This is a genomic window from Oceanicoccus sp., from assembly GCF_029238675.1.
In the GTDB taxonomy this organism is placed as follows: domain Bacteria; phylum Pseudomonadota; class Gammaproteobacteria; order Pseudomonadales; family Dasaniaceae; genus Oceanicoccus.
In genome coordinates this window covers 49,896-72,718 of the sequence record NZ_JAQWFR010000006.1, presented here as the reverse complement: position 1 = coordinate 72,718, position 22,823 = coordinate 49,896, and the positions used below count along the sequence as shown (strand labels likewise).

Below are 22,823 nucleotides of genomic sequence, written 5' to 3'. Positions count from 1 at the left end.
AATCCCTAGGGCATCAGTGCTACGGTGTTTAGGCCAGCAGATTCATCCAGCCCAAGCATAATATTCATATTCTGAATCGCTTGACCGGATGCGCCTTTGACTAAATTATCGATCACAGACAGCACCACAATCGTGTCGCGGTTTTGCGGACGATGAATCGCAAGCCGGCAATGGTTGGCACCTTTTACGCTACGGGTTTGTGGATGACTGCCTACTGGTAAGACATCAACAAAAGGTTCGTCGGCAAAGCGTTCTTCGTATAACGATTGAATTTCTTCTAACGATACTGCGCTATCGACTAGCTCGGCATAGATAGTAGAGTGCATACCTCTAACCATGGGCACTAAGTGCGGAGCAAAGGTTAGTTGCACATCTTTACCACTGATATCATTTAGGCCCTGTTCAATTTCAGGTAGGTGACGATGACCAGGAATAGCATAGGCTTTATAACTATCACTCACTTCCGCATAGAGATTATCAATTTTTGCCTGACGACCTGCACCACTCACACCGGAAGCGGCATTGGCAATCAAACGCTGATCATCAACCAACTGATTTTCTAATAAAGGCAGCAAACCCAATTGCACCGAGGTTGGGTAGCAACCGGGGCAGGCAACTAGCTGAGCGTCTTTTATGGCGGCACGATTAAATTCTGGCAGGCCGTAAACGGCATCTGCCAATAACTCGGGGCAAGCGTGGGGCTCGCCATACCATTGCGACCACAACTCATGATCACGGATTCTAAAGTCAGCCGACAAGTCGACTACACGGGTATCTAACGCCAATAGCTCAGGCATCATATTCATAGCAACATTATGCGGCGTGGCAAAAAACACCACATCACATTGTGCCAATACAGCGGGATCGGGATGAGAGAAGCGAATATCAAGGTGACCGCGCAGGCTGGGGTATAGCTCATCAACTCGCACACCCTCTTCCGCACGGGAGGTGATTGCAACCACCTCCGCTTCGGGGTGATTGACCAGCATCCGCAATAACTCGACACCGGTATACCCGGTACCCCCTACAATACCTACCTTAACCACTGCTATACCCACCATTTCCAGATTGAATAGAAAGCCCGCCTAACAAGCCCTCAAGATACGTTATAATAAAGCAATCAAAAAACAATCGTAAGCTATTGATCACAATACCTTAGCAAGCGGCCGGGAATACCTTCACAGTTTATGCAATATCACTGGTTTCGTGACACTCGCCACCGTCTGGCGAACGCCAATTCTCTTATTCACCTATCTATTTTGGGTGTGCTATCGGGTATTTCATGCTCGCTGGTGATTTTGCTATTTCGTTATCTGATTGAGACCCCCTCTTCACTCTGGCTTCCCGGTGGCGATCCGGATAATTTTGAAGACCTACCCCCCTGGCTGCATTTTGCCCTGCCCTTGGCTGGCGCTGTATTTTTAGGGTTTATCCTTAGAAAAATGGCGGCATCAGACACTAGAACCGGTATTGTGCATGCACTTACCCGCCTTCATATCGACCATGGCCACTTACCCCTGAAGAATGCCCTGGTGCAGTTTTTTGGCGGTGCGCTGGCGATAATGACGGGGCAATCTGGAGGCAGAGAAGGCCCGGCTATCCATTTGGGGGCGGCTACCAATAGCCTGATTGGACAAAAGCTGCGCTTACCGAATAACAGTATCCGTATGCTGGTGGGCTGCGGCACCTCGGCAGCCATCGCCGCCTCATTTAACACGCCCATCGCTGGTGTTATCTTCGCCATGGAAGTCATTATGATGGAATATACCGTGGCAGGGTTTATTCCTGTGATGCTGTCAGCCATTACAGGCACGGTGATGAGCCGGGCCATATTTGGCGGCGATCCAATTTTTGATATTCCCGCTCTAGAGATGGCTTCGCTTTGGGAAGTGCCTTTTATTGCTTTTCTTGGCCTGGTAATTGGCAGCTGCGCCGCGCTATTTATGAAAGTACTTAGCTTTAGTTTGCGCTATGCCGACAAGCCTATTCTGCACCGCTTTACCATAGCCGGGTTTGTTACCGGCTGCTGTGCCCTGATGGTACCCGAAATTATGGGGATCGGTTATGACAGCTTAAATGCTGCCCTGAATAGCGAACTCACCCTAACAATTATGTTTGCTTTGATTGTGGCCAAGATTATTGCCACTGCCGTCAGTACCGGTATGGGCATGCCTATTGGCTTAATTGGTCCCAATATTTTAATCGGAGCCTGTATTGGCAGCCTTCTGGGAGGCCTGGGGGCTTATATATTTCCAGAGTTAGCGTCACAGCGCAGCTTCTATGTACTGCTGGGCATGGGCGCAATGATGGGTGCTGTATTGAACGCGCCATTGGCCGCATTAATGGCGCTGCTGGAATTAAGCAACAATACCGCTATGATTTTCCCCGGCATGTTAGCCATCACCGTAGCAACATTGACCAATAGTGAGATCTTCAAACAACGCTCCGCCCACCAGACAGTTTTTTCCCAGCTTAAGCAACTACTACCTACTGACCCTGTAAGTCTCGCACTACAAAGAACCAGTGTTGCCAGCTTAATGCAGCGCAATATAGCCACATCCATGAATCGAGTGTCAGGCCAAGAAGCACTGGAATTATCAGCCAAACCGTATCGCTGGTATATCATTGGCAATAGTGATGACACTTTGCTGCTTAGCCACGGTGATGATTTAAGAGAACATATTGAGAACACCTTAAAGCAAGAGCGTCAAAACCTGATAGATTTAACCGGCCCACATACAGAACCGGTGATTGAGCTGAATATTCAGGCCACGCTACGAGAAGCGCTAACGCTAATGAACCAGCATGACGTCGATATACTCTATGTAGCAGGCTATCGCGCAGGCAGGGAGTCCGTCTTTAGCGGCCCCGATAGCGGTATCATTACCCGCAGCGATATTGAGAAACACAACAACACCCCACAATTCTTTTAGCGGTAAAGATAATTATGCTCTGGGTTAAAGCTTTTCATATTATTTCTATTGTCTGCTGGTTTGCCGGTATTTTTTACCTGCCACGGCTATTTGTTTACCACGCCATGGCCGAGGATAAAGCCACTCGCGAACACCTAAAAGTGATGGAGCACAAGCTATACCGGTTTATGTCCATATTCGCGGTAACCAGCGTAGTACTAGGAGTATGGCTGTTAAGTTACAATTGGGACTATTATTGGCAATCCCTGTGGTTCATTATCAAGCTAATCCTGGTGCTGGGACTGATTGCCTACCATCTGGTGTGTGGCAACTACGTTAAGCGCCTGGCCGATGATAGCGACCAACACGGTCATGTGTTTTATCGCTGGTTTAATGAGTTGCCTGTTTTCATATTATTTGCTGTAGTGATATTGGTGGTGGTAAAACCTTTTTAGCTCAATTTCCTTAGGGAGAGTAGCTATGTCCGACATCATAACTGACACACCGGTAGTCATGAGCATTACCGGCCACGATCCCAGCGGAGGTGGCGGCATATCCGCTGATATCGAGACCCTGTCCAGCCTCGGCTGCCACTGCACGCCAATTGTTAGCCAACTTGTAGCCCGCGACACCCACTCCCTAAAAGACCTTATAGTGACTGATACAGGTCTGTTGATTGAGCAAATTCGAGCACTGCTAGAAGACATACCGATCAATCTGCTGAATATTGGGTCAGTAGGCAGCATTGGCCATATTGAGGCGATACACACTATTCTCAATGACTACCCCTACATTCCGGTGATTTTTCACCCCAGGCTAAGTGGCGCCGAAGGCGATATGGGCAGCGCCATGGCGACCTTGTTACTACCCCAATCCAAAGTCGCTGTACTGAGCAAAGAGGATGCCCTTAGCCTGGCCCCTGGTGCCGACACACTATCAGCCGGTGCTCAGGAGTTATTGGAATATGGCAGCGAAAACCTGCTAATTATTGGCGACGACAGCTCCACCAATACCATCGGCCATCACTGGTTCGCACAAAGCGGCCATAGCCAGCAATACCAATGGCAACGCTTACCAAACATTTACTATGGAGCTAACAGTACACTTTGTGCAGCACTGAGTGCTTATCTGGCTCATGGATTAAGCCTGGCAGAGTCTATTCAGCAGGCGCAGCAGTTTTGTTGGCAGTCACTGCAACAGGGCCGTCGCATTGGTATGGGGAAATTACTACCTAATAGAATGCACTGGAGCGGCAAATAAGAATATAATCTCCCTCCCTTAACATTAATTGTAGCTTTTATCATGACCTCATCTGAACAACTGTTTGAACAAGCCAAGCAATTTATTCCCGGCGGTGTTAATTCACCGGTGCGTGCTTTTCGCGCAGTGGGTGGCACCCCCGTTTTTATTGATCGAGCCAAAGGGGCTTACTTATACGACAGCGAAGGCAAACGTTATATCGATTATGTTTTATCTTGGGGACCAATGATTCTTGGACACGCCCATCCCTCCATCATGGAGGCAGTGATTGAAAAATTAAAATTCGGCTTAAGTTTTGGCGCGCCCACCGAAGTAGAAACAGAGTTGGCAAAAGAGATTTGCCGCATCATGCCGAATATGGACCTGGTGCGGATGGTAAGCTCCGGCACCGAAGCAACCATGAGTGCTATTCGTTTGGCTCGCGGCTACACCGGTCGCGATAAAATAATAAAGTTTGAAGGGTGCTACCACGGTCATTCCGACTCTTTATTAATAAAAGCTGGCTCTGGTGCACTAACAATGGGCGTTCCCAGCTCACCCGGAGTACCAGCAGCACTAGCCGATCACACCATCACTTTAACCTATAACGATATTGAAGGATTAAAGCAGGCCTTCAGTGAAATTGGTGAGCAAGTTGCAGGGGTTATCGTTGAGCCCGTTGTTGGCAATATGAATTGCGTTCCACCAATACCCGGGTTTTTACAAGAAATAAGAAAACAGTGTGATCAATATGGTAGTGTTTTTATTATCGACGAAGTAATGACTGGTTTTCGCATAGGTTTAACCGGCGCGCAAGGTTATTATAATATTGAAGCAGATTTAACCACACTTGGAAAAGTCATTGGCGGCGGGATGCCGGTGGGTGCCTTTGGTGGTAAGCGTGAAATTATGGAGCAGGTTGCGCCGCTCGGCCCAATCTATCAAGCGGGCACTTTATCGGGCAACCCTGTCGCAATGGCAGCAGGTCTTGCACAGCTGGCCGCCATTCAAGTGGATAATTTTTACCAACCTATATTTGATAAAACAACTGCGCTGACACAAGGTTTAGAAAAAGCGGCCAGCGATGCAGGCATTCCTTTTACTACCAATCATGTCGGCACTATGTTCGGTGGTTTCTTTACCGAAGAGGAGACAATCACTAATTATCAACAAGTGATGAATTGCAATAACGATCATTTCAATAAATTTTTTCATGGCTTATTGGACGCAGGTGTTTATTTAGCTCCAGCTTCTTATGAGGCTGGCTTTACGTCGGCGGCGCATACTGATAGCGATATTCAATACACATTAGAAGCTGCAAAGAAAGTTTTTTCTCAGTTTTAAACTCCCGTCCGTCGTCCCCGCGCAGGCGGGGACCCAGGTACTACTACTGGATTCCCACCTAAGCGGGAATGACAAAATTGATGAGATAAAAGGAAACACAATGAGCAAATCTTTACACCGAGGCGCCTGCCCCAACACCCGTATGCGGAGAATGCGCAGCGATGATTTTTCTCGCCGCATGATGCGCGAGACGGTTTTGACGGCGAATGATTTAATTTATCCGGTTTTTGTTTTGGAAGGAAAAAACCAAAAAGAACCGATTGCCTCCATGCCCGGCATTGAACGCCTTAGTATCGATTTATTAGTAGAAGAAGCGAAGCTATTAAATACTTTAGGCGTTCCTGCTATTGCGCTTTTCCCGGTGACGCCAGCCAGTGCAAAATCAGAATTTGCGGAAGAGGCATATAACGCAGATGGTTTAGCGCAACGTGCAGTGAAAGCGATTAAAGATGCCGTACCGGAAATTGGCGTGATTACTGATGTTGCTTTAGATCCATTTACCGTTCACGGCCAGGATGGCATTCTCGATAGCAACGGCTACGTTTTAAATGACCGCACGGTTGAAACTTTAGTTAAGCAAGCTGTTTCTCATGCAGAGGCTGGTGTCGATATTGTTGCACCATCGGATATGATGGACGGTCGTATCGGCGCGGTAAGAGATGCACTTGAACAAACCAATTTTGTGAATACAAAAATTCTCGCCTACTCTGCAAAATATGCCTCCAGTTATTATGGTCCTTTTCGAGATGCCGTAGGTTCTGCGGGCAATTTAAAAGGTGCTGATAAATATAGTTACCAAATGGACCCAGCTAATAGCGATGAAGCACTGCATGAGTGCGCCCTCGACCTTGAGGAAGGTGCCGATATGATTATGGTAAAACCCGGCATGCCCTATTTGGATATTGTTCGTCGGGTAAAGGATGAATTGGCGGCACCTACTTTTGTCTATCAAGTTAGCGGTGAATATGCGATGCATATTGCCGCTTTCCAGAACGGCTGGCTGGATAAAGAGCCAGTGATGATGGAGTCGTTGCTAGCTTTTAAACGTGCCGGAGCTGACGGCATTCTCACTTACTTTGCCAAGGATGTCGCAAAACTCCTGGCGCGTTAATATTTTTTCCTGCCAACTCCCAGTAAAAAAATGGTTTTCTGCTAGACTTTGGCTAAACATTTAGCACTACCATTATCAGGGGATTTTTCCAGCATGAAAAAAATACTTACTCTTGGTGCCGCTCTTATGCTACCGGCACTTGTTCAGGCAGATACCATCGGTTTTGAAGTCGGCGCCAGCGTTTGGAACCAGAACTATGAGGGCGCAGTACAATCAGGACCTAATTCTCTGGACGTTGAACAAACTCTGGGACTGGAAGACAAAACAAACAATAGTTTTTATATCTTAATTGAGCACCCAATCCCGCTTATCCCCAATGTAATGCTTGCCAAAACCGAGATGGATATCGAAGAGACTGCCACGATTGAAGGCGAGTTTGTTTTTGATGGCATCATCTACCCCGCCAATGCTGACATCACAACAAATTCTGACCTTAGCCATACTGATTTAACACTCTACTATGAGCTGCTGGATAACTGGGTAAATTTTGATGTTGGTATCACTGTGCGCCAATTTGATGAAGGGATAACCCTGACAGGCGAGACAATAGTAGGAACAGAAACTGCGACCGAAGAATTTGACGATACATTACCCATGCTTTATGTCGCTGCAAAATTTGATCTTCCGCTTACCGGTCTTTATGCAGGCGGTGATCTTAACGCTCTTGCTTTCGACGGTGACTCATTGATCGATTATAAAGTGAATATCGGCTATGAAACTTCGTACGGACTGGGTGCAGAAATTGGCTTCCGCTCTTTTGACCTGGACTATGAAGATAGCGGCGATGAGAGAGCTGACGTCACTATTGATGGTGGCTACGCCAGTATTTTTTACCACTTCTAGAACACTTCTATGATCATGGTCGTGTGCTAGCACGGCCATGACCTTTTCATTATTCGTCCATCAAATGCCCAAGCTTGCCAGCTTTAGTTGCCAGGTACTTGGCGTTATGGGGATTTTGTCCCGTCTGTAGCGGCAAGCGTTCAACCACATCCACTCCCTGATCGGTTAAGGCTTTTACTTTGCGAGGGTTATTCGTCATCAAACGAACCTGTTTGATCTTAAGGTGCTCCAGCATCACTTTACAGATACCGTAATCACGCATATCTGCACCAAAACCTAACTGCTCATTGGCCTCTACCGTATCGGCACCTTGATCCTGTAATTTGTAGGCTTTGATTTTATTCAACAGACCAATACCGCGGCCTTCCTGGCGCAGATACAACAAGGCACCACGGCCTTCATCGGCAATCGCTTTGAGCGCAGCTTGTAGTTGGGCACCACAGTCACAACGAAGGCTAAATAAGGCATCGCCAGTTAAGCACTCGGAATGAACTCGAGCCAGCACAGGCTCGCCGCTACCCACATCCCCCATGCTGAGAATCAAGTGCTCTTTATCGTTAACATTATCCTCATAACCATGCATGTCAAAGACACCCCATGCGGTGGGTAATTTAGAGGATTCAACATAACTAACGGCCACACATATCTCCTGGGACAAGGCTTAATTACAGCGGGCGCACATTCTATCAGCAGTCGCGCAGGGTTGCTAACTCCTTATAGACAGGCTTAATGGGGAAAGATTGGCTAAACACCCATCCATTAAAGGGTTTATGCCGGGCGCTGGCCCGATAAATGAGGCTTATCGCCATCTTGAGTGGGCAGCCCTAAATGAGCCACGGCACCGGGGCCGCTACCAATAGATTTAGCACCACGGATACCTTGGGTGACATAAGCTTTGGCCAAGCTGAGCGCCTCCTTAAAACTATGACCCTGAGACAAGGCTGCAGCAATCGCTGCGGAGAGGACGCAGCCGCCACCACGATTGTTGACCCCGGGTGCGCCTTCGACCGTTACCCAAATAGTTTCAGTACCCTCTGCCCAATAATCATAGCGCTGGCCATTATCACCAAATTTAGCACCGGTAACTAACACTGACCGAGTACCCGAAGCCATCAGGCTTGCAGCCGCAGCTTCCATTTCCTCGAAGGTGGTAATTGCGGCATCGGTTAATGCCGCCGCCTCTTCAACATTCACGACTAGCAAATCAACCCTTGGCAGCAGACTGGAGCGAAGCAGGTCACCCGCCTCGGCCAGCAAGTGCTCGCCACTGGCTTCCAACTCCAGGTCATAAACCACATAACCCTGGTAATCATCAAAATATTTTACCACGGTCTCTACAATATCCAGATTAGGGAGGATGCCAACTTTGATCACATCTGCAGGCATATCACTATCTAACGCATTGATTTGTGCGACTACAGATTTGCGCTCTGTAGCCACAGAATAGCCAGCCGCAAATGAATTCTGTGCAGTGATAGCCGTGATAACGGAGCAGCCACAGGCACCAAAATCATGATAGGTTTTTAAATCGGATTGTATTCCAGTGCCACCGCAGGAATCAGAACCGGAAATACTCCATACCACGGGGATTTTATTATTTTTTGTATCGATCATATCTCTCACTATAGGTGTTCTTTTCAATCATTCAGATTACATTAAGTAATACTAAATTTACAGTAATTCAAGCCCTGCCACATAAACCAGACCTTGCAAAATAATCAATGCATAAATACCTGCCAGCACATCATCGATCATAATCCCTAAGCCCGACTCCATATTTTTGTCGAATATTTTAATCGGCCAGGGCTTCCAGATATCAAACAATCGAAACAAGGCAAAACCTACCACCAGCCAGATAAAGCCCGCCGGCGCTGCAAACATAGTAATCCAAAAACCAACAAACTCATCCCAGACAATACCCGGATGGTCATGGACTCCCAAGTCATCGGCCGTTTTACCACATAAATAAATACCAATGATAAACGCCACCACCACCACAACGGCATAAGCCATCAAAGGAAGTGAGCTAAGTAATAAATACAGAGGGATGGCCATCAGGGTTCCGAAGGTACCGGGGGCTTTGGCCGCCAAACCACTACCAAAGCCAAAGGCCAGGCAATGTATTGGATTAGTCAGAATACTTTTTGCGTTTAGTGCATTAGCCATTGTTTATTCGCTATGATTAAAATGTTGGTAGCCCGCAAGATCAATAGCCATAGGATTGCCCTCACCATCAACACACTGAACACCACAACCTGGCACTATAGTTCCCACCTCAGTGATGCGCAGCGAAAACTGCTGGTCCAAAGCCTTTAACTGGGCCAAATTTTCCTGAGGAACTGTAAAACATAATTCATAGTCATCACCCCCAGTTAATGCATATGTCAGTGCCTGCGGTTTTTCTACTAGCTGGCTGATGACTGCTGATAGTGGCAGCTGATCTGCATTAATAATAGCCGCCACGTTGGATGCTTTGGCAATATGACCAAGATCTGCCAATAAACCATCTGAAATATCAATAGCGGCATTGGCAATACCTAATAATGCCTGCCCGATATCGACTCTTGCTGCTGGCGTATAAAACCGCTGCAATAAATACTCACGCTGCTGACCATCAACCGCTAATCGATCTTCAATGACCGCTAAAGCCGCCGCTGCATCGCCCAATGTACCTGTCACACAAATAACATCGCCCGGCTGAGCTGTCGATCGTTTTAATACGGACCCAGCAGGCACACTGCCATGAACCTGCAAAGTTAAGGTCAATGGCCCTTGCGTGGTATCGCCGCCAATTAAAGGGATTTTGTACTGCTCGGCGGCAAAACGTAGCCCGCGACTAAATCCATCTAACCAATTCGTATCGACCGAGGGCATCGTCAACGCCAGTGTAAAAGCCATTGGCTTAGCGCCCATTGCAGCCAGGTCACTAACCGAAACAGCCAAAGCGCGCTGAGCTAGCTGATAAGGATTGGCATCTTCAGGAAAGTGACGGCCTGACGCCAGAGTATCAATAGACAGCGCCAGTTGTTGATCCGCAGGAAGGGAAAGTAAAGCGCAGTCATCGCCGACACTCAGTGCCACTGAAGATGATTGAACACCACCATCAATGCCGGAAAAGTAACGGGCGATAAGATCAAACTCTGTTAGTTGCCCGGTGTTACTCATCATGCTGTGATTAGCGATCCGCGTTGATTTCGATAGCGCGTACATCTTGTGCCAGTTTATCTAATACGCCATTAATATATTTATGACCATCAGTGGCGCCAAACTTTTTGGCCAGAGATACTGCTTCGTTAATAACGACTTTATAGGGGATATCAATACGCTTTACCAATTCATAACTTCCCAAACGTAGTAGCGCCAGTTCGATAGGATCTAATTCTTCAATAACGCGATCAAGGTTTGGGGTAAAAGCCTGCTCCAACTCTTCCAAATTTGCTGGAATGTGATGAATAATATCGTGAAAATACTCCACATCCACTTTGGAAAAATCATAATCCGCTAAAAACTGTAACTCAATATCCGCCACGGCGTCTTTTGTCATCTGCCATTGATATAAAGCCTGCATGCCATAATGGCGCGCTTTGCGGCGAGCAGCTGGATTAAACTCTTGTTTCTCAGACACGTTTTTACTCACACTATTTATCCAGGTTCAGGCTGCCAATCACACAAAGCATTTCCAATACACAAGCGGCAGATTCTTCGCCTTTGTTTTCAGAGTTCTCGCCCACACCACAACGTTCCAGTGCTTGCTGTTCGTTATCCACTGTCAGTACACCAAAAGCAATTGGCATACCGGTATCAAGACTGACACGCATTACACCGCTGGAGCACTCACCGGCCACATATTCAAAATGTGGCGTACCGCCGCGAATAACAGCCCCAAGAGTAATAATAGCATCATATTTTTTGCTAGCGGCGACATGCTGGCAAGCCAAGGGTATTTCATAGGCGCCGGGGCACATAATCAATTCGATATTGGCTTCTTCAATACCGTTTTCGGTTAAGTGCTTTTTGGCACCGGCCAATAAATTATCAACAATAAATGTATTCCAGCGTGTAACTACGATGGCAATTTTTTTGCCGGCTATAATGGCCGCATCATATTCCGGCGTTTCAATACCTTTCATTCTTCTCTTCCGCTATTCAAGTGCTTTTAATTCAGATTTTTTATTCTGGCAAAATAAAATCAACAATTTCCAGGTCAAAGCCGGAAATTGCATTGTACTTAATGGGTGGCCCCATTAAGCGAAGCTTGCTAACACCAACGTCTCGTACAATTTGCGATCCTAAGCCAATAGTAAGGTAAGCGTTAGAGCTACCATCGGCCACAGCCACAGGTGCAGGCTTTTTACCCATGGCGATATCAACACTGGCCAGGGTTTCTTCAGGATGCTCATCATGGGCAAGCAACACAATAACACCGCTGCCTTCTTCCACGACTTTTTTGATACAGCGTTGAATATTCCAACTCGGTGAATCGCCAGGCTGCGTGCCTAATAAATCACGGATTGATGAGGCCAGATGCACACGCACCAGCGTGGCTTCATCTTTATTGATAGTGCCTTTTACCAAAGCATGGTGAATATCACCCGCCAATAAATCCTTATAGGTATGCAGGGTAAACTCACCATGATCGGTATTCACTTTACCTTCACTGACTTTCTCAATAGTTCTTTCATTGATAACACGGTAATGAATCAGGTCTGCAATGGTGCCGATTTTTAGATCATGCTCTTCAGCAAATTTTTCTAATTCCGGGCGGCGGGCCATAGTCCCATCTTCATTCATAATCTCAACAATCGTACCCGAGGCCTCAAAGCCAGCCAGTCTTGCAAGGTCACAACCGGCCTCAGTATGACCCGCACGAGTTAAAACGCCACCTGGTTGCGCCATAATAGGAAATATATGTCCCGGCTGAACAATATCAGCGGGCTTGGCACCGCGAGCAACAGCGGTGCGCACGGTGTGAGCGCGGTCAGCAGCAGAGATACCGGTGGTAACACCTTCAGTGGCTTCAATCGATAAAGTAAAGTTGGTACCAAATTGTGCTCCATTAGCACCACCAACCATCAGCGGCAAATCAATTTGTCGGCAGCGGTCTTCCGTTAGAGTCAAACAGATCAGGCCACGGGCATGCTTGGCCATAAAATTAACATCCTGCGGTTTTACACATTCCGAGGCCATTACAAGATCGCCTTCGTTTTCGCGATCTTCATCGTCCATCAAAATAACCATTTTGCCTAAACGGATATCCTGAATAAGTTCTTCAACTGTATTGAGCGCCATCTTCTACCTCTAAATTATTTACGTGGGCTGGCATCAATGCGCCAATCCTCACCTACCGGAGTAATACTTTCAATGGTTAATCGTTGCTGCTGGGCCATGGTGCTCAGCGGCAATTGTAATAAGGGTCTGGCTTCACTACCCATTAAGGTGGGCGCCATATACACATTAAGCTGGTCGACCAAGCCGGCTGCCATAAAAGCACCGGCTAATGTCGCACCCGCTTCCACCATCACTTCGTTGCATTGTCTTTCAGACAATAGCTGCAAAGCTTTGCTGATATCCACCCTGCCAGTAACGGCGGGTAAGACAATAACCTCGGCACCAGCCTGCTCTAAAGCCTGCCGGGCTTTGGTGTTTTCTGTTGCTGTCATTACTATCGTATTACCGGGCTGCGATAATATTTTTGCATCCACCGGCAAGCGCAAGCTTGAGTCCAACACGACTCTTAATGGCTGCTGCTGCGCCGCTAATAAAGCAGTATCCGGGTCAATGTCCATCTCATCGGCTCGAACCGTCAGGGAGGCTTGATCGGCAATTACCGTATCCACTCCAGAAACTACTGCACAGCTACGGGCGCGCAATCGTTGTACGTCGCTACGAGCGTGTTGGCCTGTAATCCATTGGCTTTCACCGGAATCCATGGCGGTGCGGCCATCAAGGCTCATGGCCAATTTCACTCGCACCCAGCACAAACCTGTTTCCATACGCTTAATAAAACCTGGATTTAAGGCTTTAGCCTCTGCCTCCAGCACGCCCATATCAACAGTGATACCAGCATCTTGTAATCGCTTAATACCATTACCCGACACTAGTGGATTGGGATCAGTCATCGCCACTACTACCCGTGCCACTTTGGCTGCTATCAGCGCTTCGCAGCAAGGCGGTGTTTTGCCGGTATGACTGCAGGGCTCCAATGTGACATAAGCCGTTGCGCCAGTAGCATCACCTGCATCGGCAATGGCATTCACTTCTGCATGGTCTTCACCGGCCCGCAGATGGTAACCACGACCAATAATCTCGCCGTCGCGAACTAACACACAACCGACGCGCGGATTGGGCGAAGTGGTATATAAACCGCCCAGAGCCAAATCGATGGCCAGTTGCATCCATTTGCGATCTTCAAAAAGGGAGCGGTCATCCATTAGCTTAATCGTCGCTACTGGTTTCAGGCTCTTCCGCCAAGCGGTCTATCTCTTCGCGGAATTCGTTTAGATCTTTAAAGTCTCTATAAACTGAAGCAAAACGCACAAAGGCCACCTGATCAAGTAGCTTTAATTGATCCATCACTAACTCGCCCACTCTGATGGATTCAATTTCTCGCTCACCGGTGGCCTGCAATGAATGCTCAATCTGGCTGACCACCCCTTCAATTTTTTCGATGCTTACCGGGCGCTTTTCCAAAGCACGCAATAAACCGGCACGCATTTTTTCTTCATCAAAAGGCTCACGATTACCGTTTTGCTTGATAATCCGGGGCATTAATAATTCAGCAGTCTCGTAGCTGGTAAAACGCTCGGAGCAAGAGGTACATTCCCGGCGACGACGAACCTGGCCACCCTCGGCTACCAGCCGGGAGTCAATAACCTTGGTATCATCATGGGAACAAAAGGGACAGCGCATGGGCGGCTTGCCTTATTTGGACGGTTAAAGGTGGACGGAAGTCTATCATAGAAGCCACAAAAGGCGGGGCATTCCCGCCCTTTGTGGCTTCAGCACTTTTGGGTTTATTTATAAACAGGAAACCTGCCGCAGATATCCAGTACTTTGGCCTTCACTTCAGGGATAACCTGCTCGCTAGTGCCATTTTCCAGGGATTCCAGCACATCACACATCCAGTTTGTTAGCTCGCGAGTTTCATCTTGTTTAAAACCGCGGGTGGTGATAGCAGGTGTACCTACACGCAAGCCCGATGTCACAAAAGGTGAACGAGGATCGTTAGGTACGGCATTCTTGTTAACAGTGATAAAGGCATCACCCAAGGCCGCATCGGCATCTTTACCGGTATATTCTTTACCGATCAGGTCAACCAGCATTAGGTGGTTTTCAGTACCGCCAGACACAATCTTAATACCACGCTCTATAAAGGTCGCAGCCATCACCTTGGCGTTATCAACAACCTGCTGCTGATAAACCTTAAATTCATCACTGGCGGCTTCTTTAAAGCTAACCGCTTTTGCTGCGATAACGTGCATCAACGGACCACCCTGGCCACCGGGGAATACCGCTGAGTTGAATTTCTTAGCCAGCTCTTCGTTGTGCTTGGCGATAATAATGCCACCGCGCGGACCACGAAGGGTTTTGTGGGTGGTTGAGGTCACTACATCGGCAAAGGGCACCGGATTAGGGTAAACACCCGCAGCAACCAGACCGGCAATGTGAGCCATATCTACCAATAGGTAGGCACCTACTTTATCGGCAATCTCGCGGAAGCGAGCCCAGTCAACAATACCGGAATAGGCAGAGAAACCCGCCACAATCATTTTGGGCTTGTGTTCAAGGGCTAATGCTTCAACCTGATCGTAATCGATCATACCTGTTTCAGGGTTTAGGCCGTACTGAACTGAGTTATAAACCTTACCTGAGAAGTTTGGCTTGGCACCGTGGGTTAGGTGACCACCCGCATCCAGGCTCATACCCAATACGGTATCGCCAGCTTGCAACAGGGCTAAGTAAACGGCGGAGTTCGCCTGGGAGCCAGAGTGTGGCTGAACATTAGCGTAGTCCGCACCAAATAGGGCTTTAACACGCTCAATAGCCAGCTCTTCAGCTTTATCAACATACTCACAACCACCGTAGTAACGCTTGCCGGGATACCCCTCAGCGTACTTGTTAGTCATGGAGGTACCCTGCGCTTCCATTACCCGTGGACTGGTATAGTTTTCAGACGCGATCAACTCAATATGCTGTTCCTGACGCTGGTTTTCTTCCTGAATAGCGGAAAAAATCTCATCGTCAAAACCTTCGACTTGCATATCTTTAGTAAACATTGCTAACCCCTTTTGGTGAATATCGGTAATGTCGTTAAAGGAAACGGATGTGGTTTTTCAAAGGCGCAAATTGTACAGGAATGATGCTTTTTAGGCGAGCGGTTAAAGCAGTGGCAACAATACCAGCGAACACTAACCTGCCGCAGCCTTTCCTGAGGGCTTTTTCGTGGCGGTGCGCCGCTTGCGGAACTTCTTGTAAGCGGGCTTCGCTTTTATATCCTTCAACCCCACCGGCAATACCGATTGGCTCTGCTCAATCAAACTACCAAGGGCAGACTGTAATGGCTGCATAAACCCTTTATAAGTGCCAGCCTTCTGGCTGATAGCATTAAGCTGGGTTTCCCATTGTGCTGTCATATCCGGCAGTGTTGCCACCTCAGGCAAGCTATTGATCAAGCCCTTGCCTGCTGCTGCTGCATAAATTTGTTTGCCCTTGCGCTGTAAAAAACCTCGTTTGAATAGCAATTCAATAATCCCTGCCCGAGTCGCCTCTGTGCCTAAGCCATCGGTCTCTTTAAGCACCTTGCGAATATCAGGGTTTTTAACAAAGCGGCCAACCCCAGTCATTGCCGCCAGTAAGCTAGCATCATCGAAGGGCTTGGGGGGCGTTGTTAGCTTTTCAATCACCTCACCTTTGGCACAGTGGCATGTCGCGCCTTTTTTCAGGTCAGGTAATATCCTATTGATAGCAAGATCAGGCTTCTGCTCCTTTTGACTGTTGCCGGCGGGGTATAGCACTTTCCAACCCGCAAGCACTGACTGCCGAGCCTTGGCGATAAAAAGGCCACCAACAATTTCCAGGTCAATTTGGCTGTCACTGTACTCATGGGCAGGGTAAAACTGCGCTACATATTGCCGTGCTACCAATTCATAAATGTTACGCTCAGCCGAGCTTAGTTTGACCAAAGATGCCTGCCGCGCAGTGGGAATAATGGCATGATGGGCCGATACTTTGCCGTCATTCCAGGCCTTGCTGGTTAAAGCCGTATCACCATCAGCCACAGCCTGATTAAGGCTTTCAGCATTATTAGCGATAGCCGCAAGCACCTCCTCACGATCATCAAAATGCTGCTTGGGTAAGTAGCGACAATCGGAACGCGGGTAAGTTAAAAGCTTATGCCGCTCATACAAACTTTGGCAGCTGTCCAGAACCTGCTTGGCGGACATAGAGAAGCGCTTTGCGGCATCAATCTGCAATGCAGATAAGTTATAGGGCAAAGGCGGCGGCTGTTTTTTTACTTTGCGCAAGCTTTTAGTCACCGTGGCGGTTTGATCAGTAATCCTGGCTGCAACATTCTCAGCCAGGGCTTTGGCGATAACCCGCCCTTCTTCATCCTGCCATTTTGCACAGGCTTCGCTGGGCTGCCACTTAGCCTTAAAGTGTTCGCCCTGGCTGGTCTCAAGATGGGCAAAGACCTGGTAAAACGGCTTTGCTACAAACTGCTCTATCTCTTTATCCCGGCGCACCACCAAACCCAATAATGGGGTTTGCACCCGCCCTACTGACAAGACGCCTTGGTAGCCGACTTTACGCCCCTGCAGGGTAAGGGCGCGAGTCATATTGATACCATAGAGCCAATCAGCCCTGGAACGGGCCAAAGCGGAGGTAGACAAGGGGGCAAAGGTTTTATTTTCTGCCAGCTGGTTGATAGCCCGGCTAACCGCAGCGGGGTTAAGGTCGCTAATCAGGCAGCGCTGGATGGTTTCTCGTTTGCTGCCTTTAACCTTGAGATGATCGATCACCTGATCGACCAGCAACTGCCCCTCACGGTCCGGGTCACCGGCATGGATGATTTGATCCGCTTGTTTAACCAGCTGCCGCAATACCGACAACTGTTTACGACTGCTGGCTTTGGGTTTTAGCTGCCACTGTTTGGGGACAATGGGCAAATGCTCCAACCGCCACTGTTTATATTTGGCATCGTAGGCATCTGGCTCCACTTGCTCTAATAGATGGCCTACACACCAGCTAACACAATCACCATTGCCCACATAGATACAGCCCTCGGCTTTGCGGTGGGGCTTGGGTAAAACATCCGCTATAGCGCGGCCTAAGCTGGGTTTTTCTGCGATAAATAATCTCATAGCAATATCATCCGTTGAACAGGCATAGCGCAATATACTGTACATAAAAACAGTATTCCAGTTTTTTTCATGTCTTAAACCCAATTTTGCTGCCGGCCCTGTTATCACCTTGATCTACAGCACAAGATTGAGTACCGTGCCCCCCTACTCTAATCACTAGCACCTCGAGTCAGCATCTCGAGTCAGGATTAATACCCTATGGCACAATACGTTTACACCATGAACCGCGTGGGCAAAGTCGTTCCACCTAAACGCCAAATTCTTAAAGATATTTCACTGTCCTTTTTCCCCGGCGCCAAGATTGGTGTATTGGGCTTAAACGGTGCCGGTAAATCCACACTGTTGCGTATTATGGCCGGTGTCGATGCAGAGTTTGAAGGTGAAGCCCGACCACAGGCGGGTATTAATGTCGGCTACTTATCACAGGAACCTGAACTTGACCCGAACAAAGATGTGCGTGGCAATGTGGAAGATGGTCTGGGGGAAGTGGTTGCAGCGCAAAAAGAATTGGAAGAAGTCTTTGCCGCTTATGCTGAGGCTGACGCCGACTATGATGCTTTGGGTAAACGCCAAGCCGAGTTAGAAAATATTATTCAGGCGGCAGACTCTGAAAATCTGGATCATAAATTAGAAGTCGCTGCCGATGCATTACGCCTGCCACCCTGGGATGCAGACGTTACTAAACTTTCTGGTGGTGAGCGCCGCCGTGTTGCTCTATGCCGACTGCTGCTTTCTAATCCAGATATGTTATTACTCGACGAGCCCACCAACCATTTGGACGCCGAGTCCGTTCATTGGCTTGAGCAATTCCTTTGCGAATACCCCGGCACCGTAGTGGCTATTACCCACGATCGTTATTTTCTCGACAATGCAGCGGGCTGGATTTTAGAACTGGACCGCGGTCGCGGTATTCCTTATGAAGGCAACTACTCTTCCTGGTTAGAGCAAAAAGAACAACGACTAGAGCGCGAGGCTAAACAGGAAGCCTCGCATCAAAAAACCGTTAAGTCAGAATTAGAATGGGTAAGACAAAACCCCAAAGGGCGTCAGGCCAAAAACAAAGCGCGTATCGCTCGCTTTGAAGAATTACAGTCGCAAGATTTCCAAAGCCGCGCCGAAACTAACGAAATCTATATTCCACCGGGACAACGTCTTGGTGACAAAGTCATTGAAGTTAAAGGGGTGAGTAAGTCCTTTGGCGATGAAATGCTTTATCAAGATTTAAGCTTCAGCGTACCCAAAGGAGCTATCGTCGGCGTTATCGGCGGTAACGGTGCGGGTAAATCTACACTGTTTAAAATTATTGCCGGCATGGAAAAAGCCGATAGCGGCGAAGTTGAACTGGGCGAAACCGTTGACCTGGTTTATGTCGAGCAGTTACGCGATGCGCTTAATGATAGCCAGACCGTATGGGAAGCCGTCTCCGAAGGCCACGACATTCTTAAAATTGGCACTTATGAAATTCCATCAAGAGCCTATATTGGCCGCTTTAACTTTAAAGGCTCAGACCAACAAAAACGCGTAGGCGAATTGTCCGGTGGTGAACGGGGTCGATTACAATTGGCCTGCACCTTAAAGCAAGGCGGCAATGTACTGCTACTCGATGAGCCTTCCAATGACCTGGATGTTGAAACATTACGTGCCCTGGAAGAAGCCCTGATCACTTTCCCGGGCTGCGCCATGATTATCTCTCACGATCGCTGGTTCCTAGACCGCATCTGCACCCATATCCTTGCCTATGAGGGCGATAGCGAAGTGGTATTCTTTGAAGGCAACTACACCGAATACCATGAAGACTTTATTGCCCGTAAAGGTGAGAACGCACTGCCACAGCGAGTCAAATATAAAAAGCTGAAGTAAAGCTGCTATAGTGATTAACATTGAGTCAATAACTAGCAAGATATGGGCATCGCTATGAGCAACGACAATGAGCGCCGCGTTTTTAGCCGTATTGCCTTTAGCAGTGAGATAACACTCAGCCAAGGTGGCCAGCAATGGACGGCCACCCTGATTGACCTGTCACTCAAAGGTTTACTAATTGCCACTCCAGAAAACTGGAATGCCGATACTCGCCAAACAATCGATGCCGCCATCAAACTTAGTGATGAAACGACAATCTCTATGTCATTGAATTGGCGTCATACCGAAGCAGGTCAATCGGGTTTTGAATGCGCCCATATTGATATCGACAGCATTATTCATTTGCGCCGATTGGTGGAATTAAATCTAGGTAATGAAAATTTACTAGAGCGAGAACTTGCTTCACTTGGCAGTGCTCGCTAAGCCGGGGCGTTAGCGAGGTCGCTCTTCAAGTACCGCGTCGCGAGTAAATAATGAGTACAGGCCAGCAGGGTAGCGCCCGTCGCCACAATCAGCAATGCGTATCCCAGCGAGGCTATGCCGTAGGTGCCGGCCATGGCATCGCTCAAAATGCCCACCAGGGTGGGGCCCATCCCCAGCCCTACCAAATTCAGCACGAAAAACAGCATGGCCGAGGCCAGAGCACGCATCCGCACACCCACCATGCTGTGAGTGGTGGCAATGACGGGGCCCAAATACATTGAGCCCAAAAAGATGCTGGCAAAATTCAACATCAGGGCAAGCATAAGATCGGCAAAGGCGAGAATATACAGTGTGATCGGCAGTGCAGCCAGTAAACCTATGGCGGGTATCCACAGGTACCAACGCGGGTCTTTTTGACCCATGCGGTCGCTCAGTAAACCACCGCACAGTGTACCCAGACCACCGCCAATGCCCGCCGCCAAACCCAGCCAGGTACCCAGCTCGCCAATGGTGATATCTGTGCTGCGCAGAAAAAATGAGGGTAGCCAGCTAGCCAGAGAGTAGGACGCCATTGCCTGTAAGCCGCAGGCAAAGGCCAAGTGACGAAAGGCCTTGCGGGACCACAGCAGATTGAGTACTTCCTGAAATGGGGGGGGCGGTTCATCGCTCACCGCAATGTTTTCCGACCAGCCTCGGCTGGGCTCTTTCACGGTAAGCATTACCAACACCGCCAGGAGCACACCGGGCAAACCCACCACCATAAAGGCCATGCGCCAGCCGTAGTACTGGCCGACCCAGCCACCCAACATAAAACCACCCAGAATGCCGACGTACAAACCCATGGAATAGAGCGATAACGCCGTGGCCCGCTGTTCCGGTTTAAAGATATCAGAAATCATAGAGTGGGCGGGAGGGCTGGCACCCGCTTCACCCACACCCACGCCGATACGGGCCAACAGAATGTGAACAAAGTTTTGGGCCAGGCCGCTCACGGCGGTCATTGCACTCCAGATCACAATAGCCAGGGAGATAATATTGCGGCGAGAGCCGCGGTCGGCCCAGCGGGCAATGGGAATACCACACACCACATAAAACAGGGCAAAGGTGAAGCCAGAGAGCAGGCCCAGTTGCGTATCGCTCAGGCCCAGGTCTTCCTTAATCAGTTCCTGCAGAATCACCAGCAGTTGCCGGTCAATAAAGTTAAACGCGTAAAGTATGATTAATACAGTGAGCACATAGCCGCGATAGAGCGGTTTTGCGTAGGCCGCATCGGCGGCGGCTTTGCGGTTCTTCATGGTGATGGTCTTCCTTTGATCGGCACCTCTGGATTCCCGCCTGCGCGGGAATGACGATCAATTATTATAATTCCTCAACACTATTAATCGGGTAATGCTCTGGATAAGGCAACCTTGCCACTCCAGTATCAATCGCAGCCTGCGCTACCGCCGCCGCAACATCACCCAATAGACGACTATCCATTGGCTTGGGAATAATGTACCCCGCCCCAAACTCCAGCGCGTCTAAACCGCAGGCATCTAATACATATTGTGGCACCGGCTGTTTCGCCAGTTCACGAATAGCATTCACCGCAGCAATTTTCATTTCCTCATTGATTTTGCTGGCACGTACATCTAAAGCACCGCGAAAAATAAAGGGGAAACCTAAAACATTATTCACCTGATTAGGAAAATCAGAACGACCCGTTGCCATAATTAAATCACTGCGCGTAGCTCGGGCCAACTCAGGGTCAATTTCGGGATCAGGATTGGAACAGGCAAACACCACGGGGTTGGGCGCCATGGTATTTAATAATTCGGGGCTTAATAAATCTGCACCTGACAAACCGATAAAAACATCGGCACCATTAATGGCATCTTCCAGGGTTCTATCAGTAGTACCGTGAGCAAACTCTTCTTTATATTCGTTAAGGCCTTCACGACCACAATAAATAACACCGCGACGATCAATCATGGTGACATTATCTTTTTGTGCGCCAAGACTACGCAACAAACGCATACAGGCGACTGCGGCAGAGCCAGCACCCAAACACACTATCTTTGCTTCTGCCAACGTTTTGCCCTGAATCTCCAGCGCATTTAACATACCGGCCGCAGTTACAATCGCCGTACCATGCTGGTCATCATGAAAAATCGGCACATCACATTTTTCAATTAATCTTTTTTCAATGTCAAAACATTCCGGCGCTTTAATATCTTCTAAATTAATTCCGCCAAATGTATTAGCAATTAATGCGACAGCATTAATAAAGGCTTCCGAGTCTTTGGTATCGACTTCAATATCAATCGAATCAATACCGGCAAAACGCTTAAACAATAAAGCCTTGCCTTCCATTACCGGCTTACTGGCCAAAGCGCCTAAATCACCCAGACCTAAAATCGCAGTGCCATTAGAAATCACCGCAACCAAATTACCTTTAACGGTATAGTCATAAGCCGACTCAGGATTTTCTGCAATCGCTTTAACAGGCTCGGCCACACCCGGGCTATAAGCCAGGGCCAAATCGCTTTGAGTTGCCGCACTAGTGGTTAACTCAACGGAAATTTTTCCTGGCTTTGGTTGAGCGTGGTAATCCAGCGCCGCCTGTTTGATGTCTTTAGACATACTGCAATCCCAATGGTAGAAATAGAGCCAACATAATAGAAACGATCTAACTAAAACAATTTAACTAAAACAACACAAAAGACATATTATTATAACAATAGACTTATA

The 22,823-nt window shown here is 48.3% G+C and carries 22 protein-coding genes; 8 read left to right on the top strand and 14 right to left on the bottom strand.

All coding sequences use genetic code 11. The features are described 5' to 3' along the window. Positions 1-5 precede the first annotated feature (5 nt). A complete protein-coding gene (gene argC / locus P8H32_RS02750) occupies positions 6-1,046 on the bottom strand; it encodes an N-acetyl-gamma-glutamyl-phosphate reductase (protein WP_297292115.1) in 1,041 nt (346 codons plus the stop codon). A gap of 141 nt (positions 1,047-1,187) precedes the next feature. On the opposite strand from argC, the gene P8H32_RS02745 reads away from it, so the two are divergent. From P8H32_RS02745 to P8H32_RS02720, 6 genes are all read left to right on the top strand, one after another. Next, complete coding sequence (locus P8H32_RS02745) at positions 1,188-2,933, top strand: chloride channel protein (RefSeq protein ID WP_297292095.1); 1,746 nt, start codon at positions 1,188-1,190, stop codon at positions 2,931-2,933. A gap of 8 nt (positions 2,934-2,941) precedes the next feature. Further along, the gene (locus tag P8H32_RS02740) at positions 2,942-3,367 is read left to right on the top strand and encodes a CopD family protein (RefSeq protein WP_301088409.1); all 426 of its coding nucleotides are present in this window, start codon (positions 2,942-2,944) and stop codon (positions 3,365-3,367) included. Between the two features lie 25 nt (positions 3,368-3,392). Beyond that, positions 3,393-4,172: a bifunctional hydroxymethylpyrimidine kinase/phosphomethylpyrimidine kinase gene (locus P8H32_RS02735; protein WP_301088405.1), complete on the top strand. Its 780-nt coding sequence runs from the start codon at positions 3,393-3,395 to the stop codon at positions 4,170-4,172. 42 nt (positions 4,173-4,214) lie between these two features. Next, positions 4,215-5,495 carry a glutamate-1-semialdehyde 2,1-aminomutase gene (hemL, locus tag P8H32_RS02730; RefSeq protein WP_297292098.1) on the top strand — a complete coding sequence of 427 codons (1,281 nt, stop codon included), beginning with the start codon at positions 4,215-4,217 and terminating at the stop codon, positions 5,493-5,495. A gap of 100 nt (positions 5,496-5,595) precedes the next feature. Next, positions 5,596-6,606 (top strand): porphobilinogen synthase, encoded by a 1,011-nt coding sequence (hemB, locus tag P8H32_RS02725; protein ID WP_297292099.1) that lies wholly within the window; start codon positions 5,596-5,598, stop codon positions 6,604-6,606. A gap of 93 nt (positions 6,607-6,699) precedes the next feature. Beyond that, positions 6,700-7,449, top strand: coding sequence for a TIGR04219 family outer membrane beta-barrel protein (locus tag P8H32_RS02720; RefSeq protein WP_297292100.1), 750 nt, complete (start codon positions 6,700-6,702; stop codon positions 7,447-7,449). 49 nt (positions 7,450-7,498) lie between these two features. On the opposite strand, the gene ribA is transcribed toward P8H32_RS02720, so the two are convergent. The 11 genes from ribA to P8H32_RS02665 form a co-directional block, all read right to left on the bottom strand. Beyond that, positions 7,499-8,089 carry a GTP cyclohydrolase II gene (gene ribA / locus P8H32_RS02715; RefSeq protein ID WP_297292101.1) on the bottom strand — a complete coding sequence of 197 codons (591 nt, stop codon included), beginning with the start codon at positions 8,087-8,089 and terminating at the stop codon, positions 7,499-7,501. 128 nt (positions 8,090-8,217) lie between these two features. Continuing rightward, positions 8,218-9,063 (bottom strand): hydroxymethylpyrimidine/phosphomethylpyrimidine kinase, encoded by an 846-nt coding sequence (locus tag P8H32_RS02710; protein WP_297292102.1) that lies wholly within the window; start codon positions 9,061-9,063, stop codon positions 8,218-8,220. Between the two features lie 57 nt (positions 9,064-9,120). Then, positions 9,121-9,615, bottom strand: coding sequence for a phosphatidylglycerophosphatase A (locus P8H32_RS02705; protein ID WP_297292103.1), 495 nt, complete (start codon positions 9,613-9,615; stop codon positions 9,121-9,123). Between the two features lie 3 nt (positions 9,616-9,618). Beyond that, a complete protein-coding gene (gene thiL / locus P8H32_RS02700) occupies positions 9,619-10,617 on the bottom strand; it encodes a thiamine-phosphate kinase (RefSeq protein WP_301088404.1) in 999 nt (332 codons plus the stop codon). A gap of 7 nt (positions 10,618-10,624) precedes the next feature. After that, complete coding sequence (gene nusB / locus P8H32_RS02695; protein WP_297292105.1) at positions 10,625-11,086, bottom strand: transcription antitermination factor NusB; 462 nt, start codon at positions 11,084-11,086, stop codon at positions 10,625-10,627. Position 11,087: 1 nt separating this feature from the next. Further along, on the bottom strand, positions 11,088-11,579 hold the full coding sequence (gene ribH, locus P8H32_RS02690) for a 6,7-dimethyl-8-ribityllumazine synthase (protein ID WP_297292106.1): 492 nt from the start codon (positions 11,577-11,579) through the stop codon (positions 11,088-11,090). A 40-nt stretch (positions 11,580-11,619) separates the two neighbouring features. After that, the gene (gene ribBA / locus P8H32_RS02685) at positions 11,620-12,738 is read right to left on the bottom strand and encodes a bifunctional 3,4-dihydroxy-2-butanone-4-phosphate synthase/GTP cyclohydrolase II (RefSeq protein WP_297292107.1); all 1,119 of its coding nucleotides are present in this window, start codon (positions 12,736-12,738) and stop codon (positions 11,620-11,622) included. A 14-nt stretch (positions 12,739-12,752) separates the two neighbouring features. Beyond that, positions 12,753-13,880, bottom strand: a complete 1,128-nt coding sequence (gene ribD, locus P8H32_RS02680) for a bifunctional diaminohydroxyphosphoribosylaminopyrimidine deaminase/5-amino-6-(5-phosphoribosylamino)uracil reductase RibD (RefSeq protein ID WP_301088403.1) — start codon at positions 13,878-13,880, stop codon at positions 12,753-12,755. 4 nt (positions 13,881-13,884) lie between these two features. Further along, positions 13,885-14,358 (bottom strand): transcriptional regulator NrdR, encoded by a 474-nt coding sequence (gene nrdR / locus P8H32_RS02675; RefSeq protein ID WP_297292109.1) that lies wholly within the window; start codon positions 14,356-14,358, stop codon positions 13,885-13,887. Between the two features lie 104 nt (positions 14,359-14,462). Beyond that, on the bottom strand, positions 14,463-15,725 hold the full coding sequence (gene glyA, locus P8H32_RS02670; RefSeq protein WP_297292110.1) for a serine hydroxymethyltransferase: 1,263 nt from the start codon (positions 15,723-15,725) through the stop codon (positions 14,463-14,465). A gap of 132 nt (positions 15,726-15,857) precedes the next feature. Then, positions 15,858-17,855: a DNA topoisomerase III gene (locus P8H32_RS02665; protein WP_301088402.1), complete on the bottom strand. Its 1,998-nt coding sequence runs from the start codon at positions 17,853-17,855 to the stop codon at positions 15,858-15,860. Positions 17,856-18,008: 153 nt separating this feature from the next. On the opposite strand from P8H32_RS02665, the gene ettA reads away from it, so the two are divergent. Together ettA and P8H32_RS02655 are read left to right on the top strand one after the other, a co-directional pair. After that, complete coding sequence (ettA, locus tag P8H32_RS02660) at positions 18,009-19,670, top strand: energy-dependent translational throttle protein EttA (protein ID WP_297292112.1); 1,662 nt, start codon at positions 18,009-18,011, stop codon at positions 19,668-19,670. A gap of 54 nt (positions 19,671-19,724) precedes the next feature. Beyond that, the gene (locus P8H32_RS02655) at positions 19,725-20,093 is read left to right on the top strand and encodes a PilZ domain-containing protein (protein ID WP_297292113.1); all 369 of its coding nucleotides are present in this window, start codon (positions 19,725-19,727) and stop codon (positions 20,091-20,093) included. Here the strand turns inward: P8H32_RS02655 and P8H32_RS02650 are convergent. After that, the gene (locus P8H32_RS02650; protein WP_301088401.1) at positions 20,090-21,388 is read right to left on the bottom strand and encodes an MFS transporter; all 1,299 of its coding nucleotides are present in this window, start codon (positions 21,386-21,388) and stop codon (positions 20,090-20,092) included. The genes P8H32_RS02655 and P8H32_RS02650 overlap by 4 nt on opposite strands. Positions 21,389-21,452: 64 nt before the next feature. After that, entirely contained in the window at positions 21,453-22,715 is a 1,263-nt protein-coding gene (locus P8H32_RS02645) for a malic enzyme-like NAD(P)-binding protein (RefSeq protein WP_301088400.1), read from the bottom strand. Positions 22,716-22,823 lie beyond the last annotated feature (108 nt).